General features: G+C 59.9%; 15 protein-coding genes. 5 read left to right on the top strand and 10 right to left on the bottom strand.

Translation table 11 applies throughout. The features are described 5' to 3' along the window. Positions 1-18: 18 nt before the first annotated feature. Positions 19-1,572, bottom strand: a complete 1,554-nt coding sequence (locus FJ970_RS10605; protein ID WP_140758568.1) for a peroxidase family protein — start codon at positions 1,570-1,572, stop codon at positions 19-21. A 386-nt stretch (positions 1,573-1,958) separates the two neighbouring features. On the opposite strand from FJ970_RS10605, the gene FJ970_RS10600 reads away from it, so the two are divergent. Together FJ970_RS10600 and FJ970_RS10595 are read left to right on the top strand one after the other, a co-directional pair. Continuing rightward, positions 1,959-3,266 carry a YcaO-like family protein gene (locus FJ970_RS10600; protein WP_227792087.1) on the top strand — a complete coding sequence of 436 codons (1,308 nt, stop codon included), beginning with the start codon at positions 1,959-1,961 and terminating at the stop codon, positions 3,264-3,266. Positions 3,267-3,379: 113 nt separating this feature from the next. Beyond that, positions 3,380-5,347, top strand: a complete 1,968-nt coding sequence (locus FJ970_RS10595; protein WP_227792086.1) for an AfsR/SARP family transcriptional regulator — start codon at positions 3,380-3,382, stop codon at positions 5,345-5,347. Here the strand turns inward: FJ970_RS10595 and FJ970_RS10590 are convergent. Continuing rightward, on the bottom strand, positions 5,309-5,710 hold the full coding sequence (locus FJ970_RS10590; RefSeq protein WP_140758570.1) for a hypothetical protein: 402 nt from the start codon (positions 5,708-5,710) through the stop codon (positions 5,309-5,311). The two genes, FJ970_RS10595 and FJ970_RS10590, sit on opposite strands and share 39 nt — an antisense overlap. A gap of 2 nt (positions 5,711-5,712) precedes the next feature. Next, positions 5,713-7,452 carry a peroxidase family protein gene (locus tag FJ970_RS10585; protein WP_140758571.1) on the bottom strand — a complete coding sequence of 580 codons (1,740 nt, stop codon included), beginning with the start codon at positions 7,450-7,452 and terminating at the stop codon, positions 5,713-5,715. A gap of 528 nt (positions 7,453-7,980) precedes the next feature. Here FJ970_RS10585 and FJ970_RS10580 point away from each other — a divergent pair. Then, positions 7,981-8,526, top strand: a complete 546-nt coding sequence (locus FJ970_RS10580; protein ID WP_140758572.1) for a hypothetical protein — start codon at positions 7,981-7,983, stop codon at positions 8,524-8,526. A 460-nt stretch (positions 8,527-8,986) separates the two neighbouring features. On the opposite strand, the gene FJ970_RS10575 is transcribed toward FJ970_RS10580, so the two are convergent. Together FJ970_RS10575 and FJ970_RS10570 are read right to left on the bottom strand one after the other, a co-directional pair. Then, the gene (locus tag FJ970_RS10575) at positions 8,987-9,460 is read right to left on the bottom strand and encodes a RidA family protein (protein WP_140758573.1); all 474 of its coding nucleotides are present in this window, start codon (positions 9,458-9,460) and stop codon (positions 8,987-8,989) included. Continuing rightward, complete coding sequence (locus FJ970_RS10570; RefSeq protein WP_140758574.1) at positions 9,457-10,239, bottom strand: HpcH/HpaI aldolase family protein; 783 nt, start codon at positions 10,237-10,239, stop codon at positions 9,457-9,459. The genes FJ970_RS10575 and FJ970_RS10570 overlap by 4 nt, the downstream gene beginning before the upstream one ends. Before the next feature lie 308 nt (positions 10,240-10,547). Here FJ970_RS10570 and FJ970_RS10565 point away from each other — a divergent pair, with 308 nt between their 5' ends. Together FJ970_RS10565 and FJ970_RS10560 are read left to right on the top strand one after the other, a co-directional pair. Further along, complete coding sequence (locus FJ970_RS10565; protein ID WP_227792084.1) at positions 10,548-11,786, top strand: amino acid deaminase; 1,239 nt, start codon at positions 10,548-10,550, stop codon at positions 11,784-11,786. A gap of 50 nt (positions 11,787-11,836) precedes the next feature. Then, positions 11,837-12,664: an SDR family NAD(P)-dependent oxidoreductase gene (locus tag FJ970_RS10560; protein ID WP_140758576.1), complete on the top strand. Its 828-nt coding sequence runs from the start codon at positions 11,837-11,839 to the stop codon at positions 12,662-12,664. Positions 12,665-12,708: 44 nt separating this feature from the next. Here FJ970_RS10560 and FJ970_RS10555 read toward each other — a convergent pair whose 3' ends face one another. From FJ970_RS10555 to FJ970_RS10535, 5 genes are all read right to left on the bottom strand, one after another. Beyond that, positions 12,709-13,362 (bottom strand): GntR family transcriptional regulator, encoded by a 654-nt coding sequence (locus FJ970_RS10555; RefSeq protein ID WP_181178545.1) that lies wholly within the window; start codon positions 13,360-13,362, stop codon positions 12,709-12,711. 174 nt (positions 13,363-13,536) lie between these two features. Then, positions 13,537-14,529 carry an ABC transporter ATP-binding protein gene (locus FJ970_RS10550; protein ID WP_140758593.1) on the bottom strand — a complete coding sequence of 331 codons (993 nt, stop codon included), beginning with the start codon at positions 14,527-14,529 and terminating at the stop codon, positions 13,537-13,539. 65 nt (positions 14,530-14,594) lie between these two features. Continuing rightward, the gene (locus FJ970_RS10545; protein WP_140758578.1) at positions 14,595-15,596 is read right to left on the bottom strand and encodes an ABC transporter ATP-binding protein; all 1,002 of its coding nucleotides are present in this window, start codon (positions 15,594-15,596) and stop codon (positions 14,595-14,597) included. Next, a complete protein-coding gene (locus FJ970_RS10540) occupies positions 15,593-16,441 on the bottom strand; it encodes an ABC transporter permease (RefSeq protein ID WP_140758579.1) in 849 nt (282 codons plus the stop codon). The genes FJ970_RS10545 and FJ970_RS10540 overlap by 4 nt, the downstream gene beginning before the upstream one ends. An 8-nt stretch (positions 16,442-16,449) precedes the next feature. Continuing rightward, the gene (locus FJ970_RS10535; RefSeq protein WP_140758580.1) at positions 16,450-17,469 is read right to left on the bottom strand and encodes an ABC transporter permease; all 1,020 of its coding nucleotides are present in this window, start codon (positions 17,467-17,469) and stop codon (positions 16,450-16,452) included. Positions 17,470-17,489: the final 20 nt, after the last annotated feature.

The following is a 17,489-nucleotide window of genomic DNA, read 5'->3' as shown; positions in this document are numbered from 1 at the left end:
CGTATGTCGGTCACGGCCCTACCGGTAGTGAAGCGACGGCCCCATACCGAGCCCGTAGGAGACCAGGTCCTTGAGTCTGAAGCCCGCTCCAGTCACGGGCTTCCACAAAGGATCAAGCGACAGGTAGGATCTGCCGTCGCCAAACAGCAACCCAAGGAAGACCTCCGCGACAATGCGACCGCCGACCGGTCCAAGTTGCGGCGTCGAGCGGGTGCCGCCCCCTGTGACAGGGATTGGAATGTCGCTCCTGTTTGCCGACGCCTCGGCCAGAACATAAGCCCAAAGCGGACAGTTGCCGGCGAACGCGTTGCCGTCCCCACCGTTGTCATTGACCGCCTTGATAATTGGCCCCACGACATCTCCATCCTCTGGAGCGTCCACTGCCTTGCCTATGATGATGGCTTCATCGGTCAAGGGCTCGATCCGCATGGCGCGTGCAATGCTCTGGCCGGACGGCAGGCCGAGCAGCCAGCCCCGCAAGAGGTTGCGCTCACCGAGCGACGCCGGCGGGTCAGCCGCCACGGTTTTTGGTAGGTCGTGCAGGAAGCCTACGAGAGATGTGTCGATCCTGTAGGCAAATTGCAGGCGACGTTTGTTTGCCGGGTCGCTTGTGCCGGGATCTGTTCCACCGGCACGCTCGTCAACATCGATAAATCGACCCCAATCCAGCGCGCGCCCTGGTCTCATAGCTTGAAATCCGGTGAGAGCTTCTTCGTGTGGTTCGTGGGCGCGCGGGAAGATCGGCAGCAGTTTGTCATTATTCAGCCGGTAACCGGGCCTGACCATCGAATGGCCAAGCCTGTAGGCGGCAACCGAAAACTCCACCGGCATGAACGGCAGGTTGCGCCAGTGGAAGTAGCGTAAGAGCTTTTGATCAAAGTGGCCGTCCGTCCTGAGGGCGTCGAGGATTGGCGCCGAAACAATCCGGGCCAGAAAGTCGTTCAGGACGACATATTGGTAGTGGAAACGGACAAGCTGCTGAACGGCTTCAAAGTCCAACCCCGGATTGTCATCGAGCATCCGGTTGTGCACGTCGAGCATCAGCCCCTGAAGCTGGGAGACGAGACTGTTCTCGTCATTGCGGGGGTCGCCGATGATCGCTCGTCCGCCGAAGCGGGGCAGATCGTGTCCGGAGTGGCCGCCCGTTCCCGTCAAGGCTTCCCCGTGCCGGAATCGGCCCTCGCTTGTGTACATGTATGGTTGGTCGGCCGGGCCGCGCCCATAGACGTTGTCCAGGTTGAAGCTTGGCGTGCGGAAATCCACCAGGCCATCCGGGTCAAGCGATTTGCGTAGGGTGCTGACGGGATCAAAGGTGATGTCGTGATCCACGAACTGTCCAAAATAAGTGTAGAGCGCAGGGATGCCGCTTTCCTCGGCATCAGGCCCATCTTTCGGTTCGTCAATGCCAGCGGACATGGCCGTGCCGAGCGCCTTGAGATTGCGCCGGTTCTGTGCCTCGTTTGCCCCGAACGAGGCGGGCGCCAGATTGCGGAACATGCGGCCGAAACGGCCTTCAAACAGCGGCGATCGTGTCGCATCAATGCCCCGAGGCGGTGTGCCATGCGATACCATTGTGATCTCCATATCTTGCCGCCCTGCCTTGTCGCAGGATGGCTTTGTGTCGAAGAATCTGCCGTTGCCACTCCAGCGGGCCGCGAGGCACAAAACCGACCCCATCCGGTCTTGGCCCCGCGGCAGCGCGCCGGGAGGATGCGAGTTCGCGCCGATCCGCAGGCGTCGCGATGGGGCTTGGGAGGTCCAACTCCGAGATGACCTCTCTGAATTGACCATTAGACCAACTAGCGTGAAACCAGCGTGAGATGATGACGTCTTTGGCTCCCGTGTTTTTGTGAAGTTCGGATCGTCTTGCACGCAACGTTTTGTTGACCCGATCAAAATCGTCAGGCGAAAGTGGCAGTCGGTAGGGAACGGTTTGCTTCAACAGCGAGGATGGTGGATTGACCGCCGTTAATGCGTTTGAACTGGCAGCACGGTTTTATTCACAGCCGCAAGAATTGGCGCCTGAACAGGATGCAATGGCGCGCGGGTTGCTCGGAGCGCTTGGCTACCTGGGCCCTAGCGATACAGATCCCGACCCGATGGCAGCAAATAACCGCCGTGGATTACTGCACGCTGCGGCAAATTTCGGCAATCTGTTCCGCTTGCATGCCCGCTATTCCCCCGGACTTTACTTCTTTGGTGCGCAGGTAAACCGCAACTGGGCTGGTTCGCCCTCGGCCGCTTCTGCCAGCTTCAGCGGTGTCGGCCTCACCCCGGGGCGTGCGTTCGAGGCCTGCATCGGCGAGGGCATCGAATATCACAGCGAATGGCATGTGCCGCACGGGACGATGAACCGCACGATAGCAGATGGTATAAGTCATTGGCAGGACGCTCGGCTGGCTGAACACCTGGACGATTTCTGTGTACAATCTGGTTTTGGCGAAAGTGACCGGTGGGTGCCCGTACGCCGGCTGGACGACGGACGACAGGGCTATTTGCCCGAGACACTTTTCATTCGTGGTGCAAACCGAAGCGCCTGGGTAACCAGTTGCGGATGCGCCGCGGGGATAACCCACGAGGCTGCCCTGACCTCGGCGCTGCTGGAAACAATCGAGCGAGATGCGGCTGCCGCGTGGTGGCGCAGCAGGCGCGGCGGCCGGCTAATCGGACTGGAAGCGCTTGCCCGCGCGGGTGTGCCCGATCTGCTTGCACGCATAAGGCAGGACAAGCTCGGCAGATGCACCCAGTTTCTCGACATATCGGGTGAGTTCCCCGCGCCCGTGACCGCCGCGCTATCCTTCGACGCGGATGGTCGCCACCTGGCAGTCGGTCTCGCTTGCAGGCTGGATGCGGGTAACGCGCTCAGGGCGGCGCTGCTCGAAATGTGTCAGATGGAGTTAGCGATCGACCTGATGGCGATGAAGCGCGCAGAGCACGGAGATGAGAAACGCGACGAGGTCGAGCGCCTGCAGTCGGAGCGCTCCGAGGCCAGCGCAATGGACACTGACCTCGTCTCACACCTTTCCAGTGGCCTGCTGATGCACAAAAATGATGAAAAGGACTTGAATTTCCTATCCTTGGTTGGCGAAATGCTTAAAAAGCAATACTGCATATATGCTGTGGATCTGACCACGCCGATGTTTGACATTCCCGTCGCCAAAGTCTTCGTCCCTGGGCTGCAACCTTTTCCGTCGCCGTTCCAGTCACGTCGGCTTCGTTGCCTGATCGATCAGGCCGGCCCAAGTGGCCGCGCCGATCTTATGTAGAGCGGTGAGTTGCGGGGATGATCGGGCACGAATCCCCAACGAGGACTGCGCCGCTGATCAGCGTCACCACACTTGACCAGGTAGCGCTAAGCCAACTTGGGCGGGAGGTCGCCGTGAGAAACCGCAAGTCGCGCGCGGTCCTTGCCTATCTTGCACTGAGCCCCCACGGCTTTGAAACACGCGAGCGTATCTGCGGCTTGCTCTGGAGTGAATCGGACGAGGCGCGTGCAAGGGCCTCGCTCAGGCAAACTGTAGTCGATCTCAAGGCCTGCCTGGCCGAAGTCGAAGGAGTTTTCTTCGGAGACCGGCTCAACGTGACGCTGAAGCAATCGCACGTCACGGTGGATGTGAGTGAGATCAGGCGCGATCTGAAAGCTGGCCGGATTCCGCCCGTCCTTCTGGAGCGGCAGCGTGTCGCCGAAAGCTTTCTCAATGGCCTGGACGACATCGACCCTTCGTTTCGCAATTGGGTCCTCGTCCAGCGGCAATGTCTCCAGGACGAATTTATCTCATGTCTGGAAGCGATGGCCAAAGCCGCCGCGGACTGGCCAGCGCTAAAGCGAGCCGGGCAAGCCCTGCACAATCTCGATCCGACCAACGAGGTCGGGTGCCGGGCCATCATGGAAGCGTCGGCTCGGATGGGCGACCAGGCAACCGCCTTGAGAGCCTATAACGGGCTTTGGGACCTGCTCGAAACAGAGTTCGACAGCGAACCTTCAGCCGCCACGCAAGCGCTGGTCAGTGACATCAAGCTCGGCATAATCGGTGGCGCGAGCAAGGGGCATGTGGCCACCCCCGCCAGCGGCCTCGGGTCACAGGCGCCGAGGCTGCAGGAGCCTGCCGCCGGCGTGCTGTTGTTCGTGCGGGAGTTCGAATTGGTGAGCGGGTCGGTGCGCGCGCGCAACGCGGTGCGGATTTTCCGCAGTGAACTTGTCGCGTCCCTGGTGCGGTTCCGCGACTGGGCGGTGATGGAATGGGAGGGGCAACCGCCCCGCCTCACCGAGAATGCCTATTGCATCGAGGCAACCGCTTTTCTCGAGGGGCCGACGTTGCGTGTCAGTATGACGCTCAAGCAACTCGCCACGGGGCGTTACATCTGGAGCGAGCAGTTCGTCATCGAGAACAGCCAGTGGTACCAGACCCAACAACGCCTCATCCGCCGCATTGCGGTCGCGTTGGGCGTAAGCATGTCGTCCGAACGGCTGGTTCAGATCGCCAGCATCCCGGATCTGTCGCTGGAGCAGTTCGACCGCTGGCTGAGAGCGCAGGAACTTATCTTTCAGTGGCGCCCTGAGTCTGAAGAACGCGCCGAGGCGCTCTTCAGATCGATCATCGCAGAGTCGCCGCAGTTCGCTGCCGCTCATGCAGGGTTGGCCGGCATCATCAATTCGCGGCATCTGATCTTTCCTGGCATTGGCCGTCGGCGCGAACGCCATGCGGAAGCGCTGACGTTTGCCAAACAAGCGACCCAGATCGATCCGATAGATTCTCGAAGCCAGCTGCATCTGGCGTGGTCGTACGCGATGAACGGCATGCCACAGCAGGCCGCCATCAGCTTCCTCCTGGCCTGCGAACTCAATGGCAATGACCCTTGGACGTTGGTCTCTGCGTCTCTCGGGCTTGCTTATTGCGATGATCGCGAGAACGCCCACCGCATAGCCGATTTGGCGCTGCAGACCGGGCTCGGCGTTTCGCGACTGCAATGGAGCTATCAGGCCGGCGTACGGTTCCTGCTTGGCGACTATGCCGGTTGCGTCGAAGCGGCCGAGCGCGCCGCCGATAGCGTGTCCTATATCGGCGGCTGGAAGGCTGCCGCTCTCGCCCTGCTCGGCGACGAGAGGGCCGCGCACGAAGAGGCCGACCGATTTTTAGCGCAACTGAAGACAGAGTGGTTTGGGTATACCCCTCCGGAGCCGGGCAATGTCGGCAGGTGGCTCATGGATAGCTTTCCGATCTGCAACTCGGAGGCCCTCGAGACACTGCGCCGAGGGCTCGCCGGGGCCGGCATTGTCGTCAGCCATGAGCCATTGCCGGGGCCAGCCCTATCGGCAGCCCCGAATGGTGTAGTCGGCGATGCGTGAATAAAAGAAGCTGTCGCGGTTGAACGGCACCTTTTCGAGAATAGCATCGAAATAGAATTCGGGAATGCCGTAGTCGGCCATGCCGCCCTGTTCGGTCTGAAGCTTCTTTTGCGATTGCGTCACCTGGTTGTTGGGCGGCAATCGCAGGAAAAAGACGTGGTCGTATCCCTGAACGATCTGAATTTCCTTGTAGCGCTCGGGCACGACGACAAGGCCATCCAGTTGTGCCTTGAACTCGGCCAAGTCGCGCGGACGGGTGCTCGGATCCTGCGCCCATTGCACCACCTTGCGGCCGGTCGCCTCGAAGTTAAGGGTTTGGATCGGTTCGGGAAAGGCGTCCAGGTTGTCGACGGGGTCGGCCATGTTCAAGCTCCAGGAGTTGTGGGCGGGGTGATAAACCGTGGCCATGCATTGCCCAGGTTGAGTGCGGTGGCAACGAAGAGGATGAGTTCTGACATTGTTCGGGGCATGCCAGTGGGAAACAACCTGGCAGCGAGGTCTTGCGTAATTGGATCGTCTTCGATCATGGCGCGCGAGGCTGCAAATCTTGCCATGAAGACGTCCCCCACGATCACCGAACCGGTCGCGCCGAAACACAGGCCGTCCTGCTCGGTCGCGGCCTCAAACAGCAACCAGAACAACAACGGCGGATTTTCACCCAATTCCGCCAACTCAGCCGCGGTGAAGGCCACGGTCGACCCTTGAAGCCACGATTGGATCCCCTGGCTCCGTTTCTTCGCCTCGCCGAGCAGCGGAGAGGTTGCAAGCACTGCCTGCGGCAGCTTTTCGATCAAAGCATCAAGCCTGAGAAGGCCGCCAATGGCGCCTCGCACCAAATCGCTGAACAAAAGTCCGGAAGCATTTGGATCGGGCAGGGCCGCCTTGTCGACTTCGTTCAACAGAACCGCCGCGGCTGGGTCGAGTGGTTTGGAATCGGGGCCGACGCAAAGGATCGGCATGGTGTAAGCACTGAGCAGCACTTCGTTGACAGTTGGCCCGATACGCCGACTGAACTGCGGCGTGGACCCCGCAATCTCGAAGAAATGCGACCAGTCAGCGATCCAGCGCTCAGAGATCGGGAACTTGTGCGGACGCGATGAAGAGCGATTGAGCAAGACGTTCTCTAGCCCCTCCCCTTCCGGATGCTGATCATTGAACACATAAGAAAGCCTGATCATGGCATGGCCCAGGCGGTACGCCGCGTGGGAAAACTCTTTCGGAACGCCTTGCGAAAGAGTGTCGACCAAAGGCAGAAATCCGTTAGCCTGGTAAAGGTCCCATATTGGCTTGGCGATGAGACGCGGCAGCAGATCGTTTTGCAGCACGCTCCGGTAAATCGCTGTCGTCACGCGCCGTGTCCGATCGAAAAGATATGCGCCTGCCGGCAGTTCAACGTCCGCTCTAGGCAGCCCGCTTGCGCTAAGTGCGGCGGCCACTGCGTTGTGCAGGTGTAGGAAAAGTGCCGTCATCTGCGCAATATTGGCGTTGTCGTCGCTACGCTGGTCCGCGACCAAGACGTCAGTTCGACCATTTTCGAACCCGTCGCTAAGATCGCCCGGTTGGAAGCGTGGCAAGTCGCGCAAGGCAAAGGGACAGGCGCCCGCCGGCATCGCCATTGCGGTTGCTGAAGGCGATGCCATCGGCCCGGTCCGCATCATCGACCTGACGGCTTCGCCAACCTTGGGCAAGGCATACAAACCGGGATTCGATGATGGTCCATCGCCGTAAAGCACATCAAGCAGGAGTGCCTGCTCGCGCTCGTTGCGACGACCCGCCTCGTTGGCCGCAAGCAAAGGATTGAGGGACGAATTGCGGATGATGTCGTGTGCGGCCAGTTGAGCGAGGTAGGTATATCCGGCGGGGATATGGTCGTTGGTTGTGTTCGTAGCTACGGCGGGTGGCGCGCTCATTCGGCGCAGCAGTTTGGCAAACATGCACTGGGTGGCCCAAGGGGCTCCCAGACCTTTGTAGAGCTTAGCTTCGTCCGCGCCGGAAGCGCAGCCAAAATTGCGAAACTGGACCTGGCGTGGATCGCCAAGGGCAGCGACGCCCTGACCACCCGCCACAGCCGGCCCGGCGGTATTGGCCCCGCGATGAGCATTCATGCTTATTCCCCCCGACCCTCACATTCTTCTTAAATACCCGCCGTGAAGCCAGCGTGAAACGCTGCTGATTTCCGCCAGACTTCCAGTCAAAGCCTTTCGGTCATTCGCCCGGCATAAATGGGCAGCCGAAATGCGGTCGATCGAACTGCGGCGTTGGCGGCGCCGCGGCCAACGGTCGAGCACCCTACAAGGTCTACAAGTGGACCAACAGATGCCCTCCGTCTATGGAACGTCGCAAGACGCATCGCACAGCTCCTCCCGGCCGACGAGATGGACCAGCAGTTTGTGCAGCTTCCGATACTCATCCCAAAGCACCCGCCAGCAAGCGCATCTCCACCAACTAGTTTGCGGATACGGTTGACAAACGACCTGCACTGGTCGCGCTGACCAGCCATTGCCCGAACATCTTGAATGAGTGACCGACCTCGGTCTTGATATCCATCAGCTTGCGTTTGACCCTGGGTCGATGCGCCATTACTGGATAGATAATTTGCTGGATGAGCTTCAGCGCAGTGGGGATCGTGAACAATGAGCCGGGTGGCGTTCTATGGAGGGGTGGTACTGATCTTCGTTGGCGTCGTTTACTGGATCTTGAGACCGTCCTCGCCGGCGCAGAAGAATATCATCAAGCTTCCAGGTGGCTTCGAGTTTGAACTTAACACGCCAAGCTTCGCACTGATCGTGTTCGGAATCATGCTGATGTTGATCAGCCAACAATTCCCCGAGTGGGTGGGACCGAAGCCGCCGCCAGATTCTCCCCCGGTGGTTTGGCTTCAGAAACTTGTCATTTCGCCGAAAGAGCTGGGGGCGGCTAGTACCTATTCCAATCCTTGTACCGGAACATCGGACAGCGACACTATTTATCCGCTTCATCCTGGCGGGCATTTCGTTCCAAACACACGCACTACCAACCGCTCCACAACAGACGTAAGTCACTATAGCGAGATTTTTACTGTCGATAGGTCAGACCAAGTGAGCGTCACAATCGGTCAAAGTACCGGCGCTTGCGAACATAGACAGTTTGCTAATGGGCGGCTACAGGCCATGGAGACGTACCCGCAGGCAGGCCCATAGAAATCTGCGGCGACGGCTATTTGCAAAACCCCGGCCGCGAACTCGTGTAGCCAAGCGGGTTAGTATGTTTGTTTCGCTGAACGCCCATCAGCCTGGCGCCTTCGATCTGTTCGAGCTTACGCTGAACGTCGTCGAAAGTGGAAGAGTGCTTCCTCGATAGTGGGTCTCGCGATGTAGCGGTCTCCCGCTACCACAACTGTCACGTAACCATCTGATATTTTTAGCGAGAAGGGTTGGAGACGCCTGTCTCGACAAGCCTAGCTTGCCTTAAGCTATTGATACTAAAAGCATTTGTCTCGGGGGTTCAAAACCCCACCGCTACCAGTTTCCCACGCGCAGCATCGCCCCGCCCAGCGGCCTTTCTGTGGCTGCTCACATCCCAGCGGACTCAACTGCCAGATCGACGGATATCAACCGAATATGAGCGCCTCCGGGCCCTTTGAGAGCCGGCAGACGACTTTCAATCGATCGCGAGCGCGACGATCATCTCGATTTCCACCGTGATCTGGTTGGGGAGTGAACCTGCTCCAATGGCCGATCGGGCGTGCATGCCTTGTTCTCCAAACACTGAAACGAGCAGGTCCGAACAACCATTTATGACAGCAGGATGGTCGGTAAAATCTGCAGCCGCGTTGACAAATCCGAGGACCTTGACGATCTCCGCGATACGGTCGATCGAGCCTGCCGCTGCCTCTGCAACGGCCAGCAGATTGAGCGTGGTCAGTTGAGCGTGCTGGTATGCCTCGCTCACACTAATGTCGAGCCCGACCTTCCCCGTATGTCTCACACCGTCATGGCTCACAGGGCCTTGCCCGGAGAGGAAAAGCAGGTCTCCATATTGCCGGTACGACAGGAAGTTGGCGACCGGCTCTCTTGGCGGCGGCAGCGTCAGACCCAGCTTTCTCAACCTTTCCGTTGGCGCCTCGAACGTCATCGGGCTGCCTCGCCAGCAACGGTCTGAATTTGCCGGACCGTTTCCTGGGCGATCTTTCCAAGGAGGGTGGCGTCGCTGGTTATGGTGATGATGCGGAATCCGAGCCCTATCATGCGTGCGGCATAGGCAGGAGCGGCAGTGTGGAGACCGGCGATCAGACCACGCCTGCCGGTCTCTTCTATGACCCGCGCATAGATATCCAGAATCTCCGGCTCTTCCCTATCCAGTGTAGGGGACATTCCGAAGGACAGGCCCATGTCGCTCGGGCCGACATAGACCCCGCTGATCCCGGGTACATTCAGAATTTCTTCGAGATTATCGACCGCTTGCCGCGTCTCGATCATGGGCAGAACAAGCAGTTCGTCATTGGCGAACCCTTGATAGAGATTGCCTGGTTCGCCATAGCCGCCGGCGCGGACCGGACCGTTCGAACGATTGCCTTTCGGAGGATAAAGACAGGCCGCGATCAGAGCCTTGGCTTCCTCGGCGGTGTTGACCATCGGGCAGATGACACCCCACGCCCCGGCATCAAGGACCTTGCCGATGATGCCAGGCTCGTTCCAAGGCACGCGAACCATAGGCGTCACGGGATATGCGCCCATGGCCTGAAAACATTGGACCATGCTGAGATAGTCCTGGACACCGTGCTGCAGATCCACGGTGACGCTATGCCAGCCCGCTCGGGCCATGACTTCGGCGGAAAAACCGGAAGGGATTGCAAGCCAGCCGTTCAAGCAAGCTTTGTCGACCGCGAGACGGGCTTTGAGGGCGTTCTTCAAGAAAGTCTCCTTCGGGGTTCAGTGAGCGCGGTGGCGGCCATTATTAACCCACGATAGACATTTTTGAAATATCAAAAATGGGAAATCCTCTCGCGCTCTGACTTATGCCCCTGTTCAATAAAGGCCTTTATGTTCGCTAAGGAGTGCGACTTTGATCGAATCATAGGCAATTTCGACGGGAACTCCTACTTGCTCAAGCAGGCTGGAGAATGTAATAATCGTATATCAAAATAGGTTGTCGGCTGATGCTCTCGCTTCTAAATTCCCTGGATCTCCCCTTGTCCTCCCTGGACAAAGGCGTCCCGCCAATGAGCGGGCCCATACCGATCGAGGATGTCGAGGCGAAACGCTGGAACCTCCTGCGGGAAGACCTGCCGCTCCCTGTTGCGGTCCTCAGGGATAAGGCCGTACGGGACAACAGCGCATGGATGAGATCCTTCCTGGGCGATGCCGGCGCCGTCCTGTCGCCGCACGGCAAGACCACGATGTGCCCTGCCCTGTTCGACCTCCAGCTTGCCGACGGAGCCTGGGCGATTACCGTTTCAACGCTGCATCAGATCCAGGTCGCCCGCAGCTTCGGCGTCAAGCGGATCTTCCTCGCCAACCAGCTCATCGGACGGCAGGCCATCGACTATGTGATCGGCGAACTGCGGGCCGATTCGAGTTTTGAATTCCTGTTTCTGGCAGACTCGCAGGAGAACGTCCGCGCGATTGCCGACACCGCCCGCAAGGCAGGATCGAACCGCCCCCTGCAGGTGCTGGTCGAACTCGGTTATCCCGGCGGTCGTACCGGCTGCCGCAGCCGTGACGAAGCCCTGGATCTCGCTCGTTACATCGAGAGCACCGAGGGCCTGCTCGTGCTTCGCGGCATCGAAGGCTTCGAAGGCCTCCTCAAAGGCGCCGACAATGGGGCGACTTTGAAGCTTGTCGAAAACTTTGTCGGGCAGATGGTTTCACTTGCGCGCCTTTGTGACGCCGAAAATCTCTTTGCGGCCGATCCGATCATCCTGAGTGCCGGAGGCTCCGCCTTCTACGATGTGGTGGTCGAAGGACTGGGAGCCGCCGCGTTGTCGCGGCCGAGCATGGTTCTGGTGCGATCGGGTTGCTACATAACCCACGATTCAGTCCTTTACGCCAAAGCGGTCGATGCGCTCAGGGAACGCAATCCCGAGCTCCCCAATGCTCGCGGCGGGCTCACGCCAGCTCTCGAAGTCTGGGCCTATGTGCAATCCTGCCCGGAGACCGAAAAGCTGATTGCCGGACTCGGCAAGCGTGACGTTTCCTACGATGACCAACCGGTTGCGCTGACGTGGTTTCGGCCTGGAAGCGGTATGGAAAAGCCGCAGAAGCTATCGCCAGACCATACCGTCACGCGGCTGAACGACCAACACTGTCACATGGCCATCCCGGCGGGCTCGCCGCTCAAGGTTGGCGACATGGTCGGCTTCGGCATCTCGCACCCCTGCCTGACCTTCGACAAATGGCGCGTGCTCCACGTCGTCGACGAGAACTACCAGGTGATCAGTTCGGTCCGCACCTACTTCTAGCAAGTTTACCGTCCAGGCCGTAGCGCCTGACCGCAACAGACAGAGGCAAAATGAAACTGTCCAAATCAAAGGTCTTTCTCATCACCGGCGCGGCAAGCGGCATCGGCGCGGCTCTCGCCAGGCTGGCCGCCGAGGCCGGCAACACCGTGGTGCTGGCCGACATCAACCTGCCCGGCGCCACGACGGTTGCCAAGGCGATCGGCCCCGCCGCCTCAGCGGTCAAACTGGACATCTGCTCGTCAGAGCAGTGGGACCAAGTCCTTGACCATGTCTGGGAAAAATTCGGACACCTCGACGTTCTGGTGAACAACGCGGCGATCGTCCACACGGGCTACGCCCGCGACCTGACGATGGAGAAGCACGAGGACACGATGCGGACGAACTTCTTCGGCCCCGTCAGGGGCATGATGGCCGCCTTGCCGAAGTTCAAGGCGCAGGGACACGGCCACCTTGCCACCGTCTGCAGCATGACGGCATTCCTGCCCTTTCCTGGCATCGCCAGCTATGCGGCGGCAAAACACGCGCTTCGTGCCTATCATCTTGCCCTCGCGCTCGAAGAGCGCGGCAGCCCGGTGAAATTCACGATCGTCCATCCGACCTCGACCGAAACACCGATGCTCGACAAGGAAGCCGAAGACGACGCAATGGCGCTGTCCTTTGCCGGAACGCCGGTGACCGCGGAGTTTGTCGCCGGCATTGTTCTGGAAGCCATTCGGAAGAATACGATCGAGGCCTTCGCGCCGCTCGAGCGCGGCAAGGTCGTCAAGAAGCTCGGCGCCAGTCCGAGCAGCCTTTGGAAGATGATGGACCGGAATGCGGTAATAGGTGCGGAGAAGCTCAAGGCGCGCCGCGCGGCGAAAGCGACACCCTCAAAATAGGGCCGCGACCGACCGCGCCAATGCGGCCGCCGACAGCAGACCGATCAAGCCTCGGCTTTCTTGCGCCGGGGCTTTTTTACATGCCCTGCGTTGGCCTCGTTCTTGATCTTCTCGAGGATCACATAGGATCCTTCGCGCAAATCCCGCACGACCAGTTCGCCGGTTTCACCGGGTGCCCGGCGTGCGAGAGCGTCGATAATCAAAAGATGCGGATGCACGCTATGGGCCGCGCTGCGTACGAGCGGATATTGATTGTTCACGAACGGGCCGGCCAGCAGCCACAGATTCTCGATGCAACGCACCAGCACATCATTTCCTGACGCCCGGTAGATGGTGAAGTGAAACTCCTGGTTGGCCGCCAAAGCCTCCTTCCAGCGCGCCTGGTCTTCGGATTGAACGAACCTGTCGTGCAGCGCCTTGAGGGTCTCTATGTCATCCTCGCTTATGTGGACGGCACCCAGTTCCGCGGCGAGACGTTCAAGCGGCGCCCTGGTCTCGCGGATGTTGATGTATTGGGGAATGGTCAGGACAGGCACACGCGGCTGATGGCCAAGCCGCAATTCCAGCGCGCCCTCACGAACGAGTTGGACGATCGCCTCACGCACCGGAGTTGGAGACATATCGTAGTTGGCAGCAAGCCGGCGAATATTGAGCCGGCTGCCAGGCTCGTATTGTCCGGTCATCAAATCGATGCGCAACCGCGCGTAGATGCGCTCCGACAGACTGTCGCGGTTTGCATCCGGCCCCTCAGGCTCCAGATCGATTTCTTCCGTCGCAGGGGAATTCATGACTGCTCATTAGATAGGGCCAAACTGCAGAAGCTCTTTCTCCCATAGCATAAGTGCGCAGGCCTTCCATCGCGGCACCGAAACTCAGAACAAACCTTGGCTCATGTCGGGCTCTGGAAAATGGCAAGCGAACGTGGACTTCCCGATCGTGCGCAGCATAGGCTCTTCGGTAGCGCATAGATCCTGTGCCTTCCAGCACCGGGTCCGGAACCTGCAGCCGCTTGGCGGCGCGGCAGGGCTCGGCAAGTCCCCCTTCAGGACGATCCGCTTTCGCTGACGCTCGCTCCTTGGATCGGCGGTCGGCACAGCGGAAAGCAAGGCGACGGTGTAGGGATGTCTGGGGCTGTCGAATATCTGTTCCCTGGGCGCGAGCTCGACGATCTTTCCAAGGTACATGACCGCGACCCGGTTCGAGATGTGACGGACCGTGGAAAGATTGTGCGCGACGAACAGGTAGGAGAGGCCGAGCCGCTCCTGCAAATCCGCCAGCAGGTTCAAAATGCCGGCCTGAATGCTGACGTCGAGCGCGGAGACAGGCTCGTCCAGGATCACCACCTTGGGATTGACCGCAAGCGCGCGTGCTATGCCTACGCGTTGCCTTTGCCCGCCCGAAAGTTCGTGCGGGAAGCGCTGAAGGTGCTCGGTGTTCAGTTTGACCAGATCGACAAGTTCATGAAGGCGATCCAGTCTTTGTTTCTTCGTCATCTCGAGGAGTCCCAAAGGCTCTGAAATGATCTCGCCGATACGCATGCGCGGGTGCAGTGATGCAAACGGATCCTGGAACACGACCTGAAGATGGCGGCGCTGCCGCCGCATCTCCTCCTCGCTGAGTTTTGCCAGATTGACGCCATCGAGGAGGACCTCTCCCGAGGTCGGAGGAGACAGCCTCAGGATGCAGCGTGCGAGGGTCGACTTGCCGCAACCGGATTCGCCGACAAGACCCAGCGTCTCCCCTGTCGCCAGATCGAAACTTACTCCGGCAACGGCGCGGATGACCGACGCGTTCTTCGATCCCGAGAAGGCTCCGCCGATGCCGAATTCCTTGACCAGGTTTTTGACCGAAAGCAGAACGGGCATCTCCCCCTGCGGAGCCTTTTCGTCGCCGGTTGGGCTGGGTGCTGAGTGATCGCGGACGACCGACATCATGCCGTTTTCCTTCGGCTGTGGTACTGCGGCAGCATCGTTGCCAAATGGCATGCCACATCCGAGGCACCGCCCTTCATCAATAATGGAGATTCGCTCCGGCATCGATCGATGGCGAAATGGCAACGTGGGTTGAAAGCGCAACCCGACGGCATGGACTGTGCCGTTGGCGGAGCACCGCCAATGTCGATGAGACGGCCGATTTCGCCTTTCATTTCGGGAAGCGAGCCCAACAGTCCACGGGTATAGGGATGGCCGGGATGGTCGAACAGATCTTCGACCGCGGCACGCTCGACGATGGATCCCGCATACATGACGGAGACCCCTTCGGCCATGCCGGCGACAACGCCAAGATCGTGCGTGATCAGAACCAGCCCGGTGCCCTGCTGGCGGCAGAGCTGCTTCAGGAGTTCCAGGATCTGAGCCTGGACCGTTACGTCGAGCGCCGTGGTCGGTTCATCGGCGATGATCAAGTCCGGCTTGTTCGCGATCGCGATGGCAATCACCACGCGTTGACGCATGCCGCCGGAAAATTCGTGCGGATATTGCTGCATGCGCTTTTCGGGAAACGGAATCGCGACTTCGGAAAGCAATCCGAGCGCCTGATCATGCGCCTGTTTCGCCGAGATCGTCGGATTGTGGATGCGTATCGCCTCCATGACCTGGTCTCCGACCGTCAGCACCGGGTTCAAGGCGGTCAACGGATCTTGGAAGATCATCGACATCCTGGAGCCGCGCAGTTGCTCGAGTTTCTTTGTCGCGCAGCCTATCAATTCGCTGCCGAGCAACTTTACCGAGCCGCTGATCCGCGCAGAACGCGGCAGCAGCCCCATGACTGCACGCATGGTGATGCTTTTGCCGGACCCGGACTCGCCGACCAGGCTGATGATCTCTCCCTTGCGAATGGAGAACGACACACCGCGCACGGCGTCGACGTATCCGGACGGCGTGTCGAAAGCTATCTTGAGATCCCGGACATCGAGAAGGGGTTCATCCTTCATGCATGCTTCCTCGGATCCAATATGTCGCGCACCCGGTCGCCGATGAAATTCAGGGCCAGCACGACGGTCAGAATGGCGGCACCAGGGGCCGCCGCGATCCACCAGTAGTAGAAGTTGACCGCGCCGTCTGAGACCATCGCCCCCCATTCAGGCGCCGGCGGTGCGGCTCCAAGTCCGATGAAGCTCAGGGAGGCCGCCAGCAACACGACCTGGCCGAAATCCATCGTCGCGTTGATCAGAATGGGCGTCCAGCAAAGCGGGAGAATGTAGCGGGTGAGCAGCCGACCCGGCCTGACGCCAGATGAGATGGCGGCATCGACATGCTCCATCTGTTTCACGCTTATGACCTGCGCCTGCATCAGCCGCGTGTAGAGCGGCCACCAGACGGCGATCATTGCCAGCGTTGCGGTCCACAGCCCGGGTCCGAGCGAGGCAGCCACGGCCATGGCCAGAAGCATGGGCGGGAACGACAACGTCACGTCGACCAGACGCATGATCAGCGTGTTGGTCCAGCCACCAAAGAAACCGGCGATAGCACCGAGCAGGCTGCCGAAAAATGCGCCGACCGAGACAACGAGCAAAGCGATGGGGATCGAATAGACCGCGCCGGCCATGGTGCGTGAAAAGACATCGCGGCCGAGCGCGTCGGTGCCGAAGGGGTGTGAGAAGGTCGGCGGCTGAAGGCGCCGGCCGACCATGTCGAGCGGAGCATAAGGCATCCAGTATTGCGACGTCAGCGCGGCCACGATCCAGAACAAAATGATGACAAGGCCGATATAGCCGGGCACCACAGACCAAAGGTCGCGGCGGCGCCGCTGTGATGGGGCGAATACGACACTGGCCATCTCGCCACCTATTGGAGTTTGATTCTTGGATCGACCAGCACATAGGTGAGGTCGGTCAAGAGATTGGTCAGCAGGAAAGCCGCGCCGCCAAGCATTGTCACGCCCATAATCGCCGGATAATCCAGGGCTCGCGCTGAATCCACGGCGTATGAACCTATGCCGGGCCACGAAAAAATGGTCTCGGTCAGAACGGCGCCAGTGATCAGGAAAGCAAAGGAATAGCCGATAACGGTGATCGCCGGGATGAGCGCGTTGCGCAGCGCATGATGGAAGAGCACGCGTTTGCTGCTCGCCCCTTTTGCCCTGGCCATCATGATGTAGTCCTGGCCAAGGACGTCGAGCATGCTGGCCCTCACCAGCCGCGAGATGATGCCGGTGATCGACCAGCCCAGAACGGCGGCCGGAAGGATCAGATGCGAAACGGCCTCAAAGAAGCTGGACATGTTGCCATGCAGCAGCGCGTCGACGGTGTAGAATCCGGTGATCGGATCGAGAGGAGTGGAACGTGAATCGAGCCTGCCTGGCCCGGGCAGAATGCCAAGCTGCACGGAGAAGATCGACAGCACCGCCAGGCCCGACCAGAAGACAGGAAGCGAGGAGCCGAGCAGCGCGAACAGCCTGACCAGGTGATCGACGATCGTGTCGCGCATTCTGGCCGCGAGCACCCCTAGCAGAATACCGGATATCGAGCCGACAAGCAGGGCTGCAATGACGAGTTCAAGCGTGGCTGGCAGACGCGTCAGGAGATCCTGCGAAACAGGGCGTTTGGTGCGAAAGGAAATGCCGAGATCGCCGGTGACGACGTTCTTGACGTAGAAGACGTATTGCTCGACCGGGCTCTTATCGAGGCCCCACCTTGCCTTGGCCGCCGCCACGGCCTCGGGATTGCTGAGCTGGCGCTCCGGCAGGATCGATGACAAGGGATCGGCTTGCGTGCCGTGCGACAGGATGAAGGCAACGGTCAAAACACCAAGCAGAAGCGGCGGCAGCCCAATCAAGCGACGAAAGACGTATCTGTAGGCTTGCATGGATTCGAACTCTCGATCAG

It is taken from the genome of Mesorhizobium sp. B2-1-8, assembly GCF_006442545.2.
GTDB lineage: Bacteria > Pseudomonadota > Alphaproteobacteria > Rhizobiales > Rhizobiaceae > Mesorhizobium.
The sequence above is the reverse complement of the archived record's forward strand: the minus strand, read 5'-3'. Positions and strand labels throughout refer to the sequence as shown.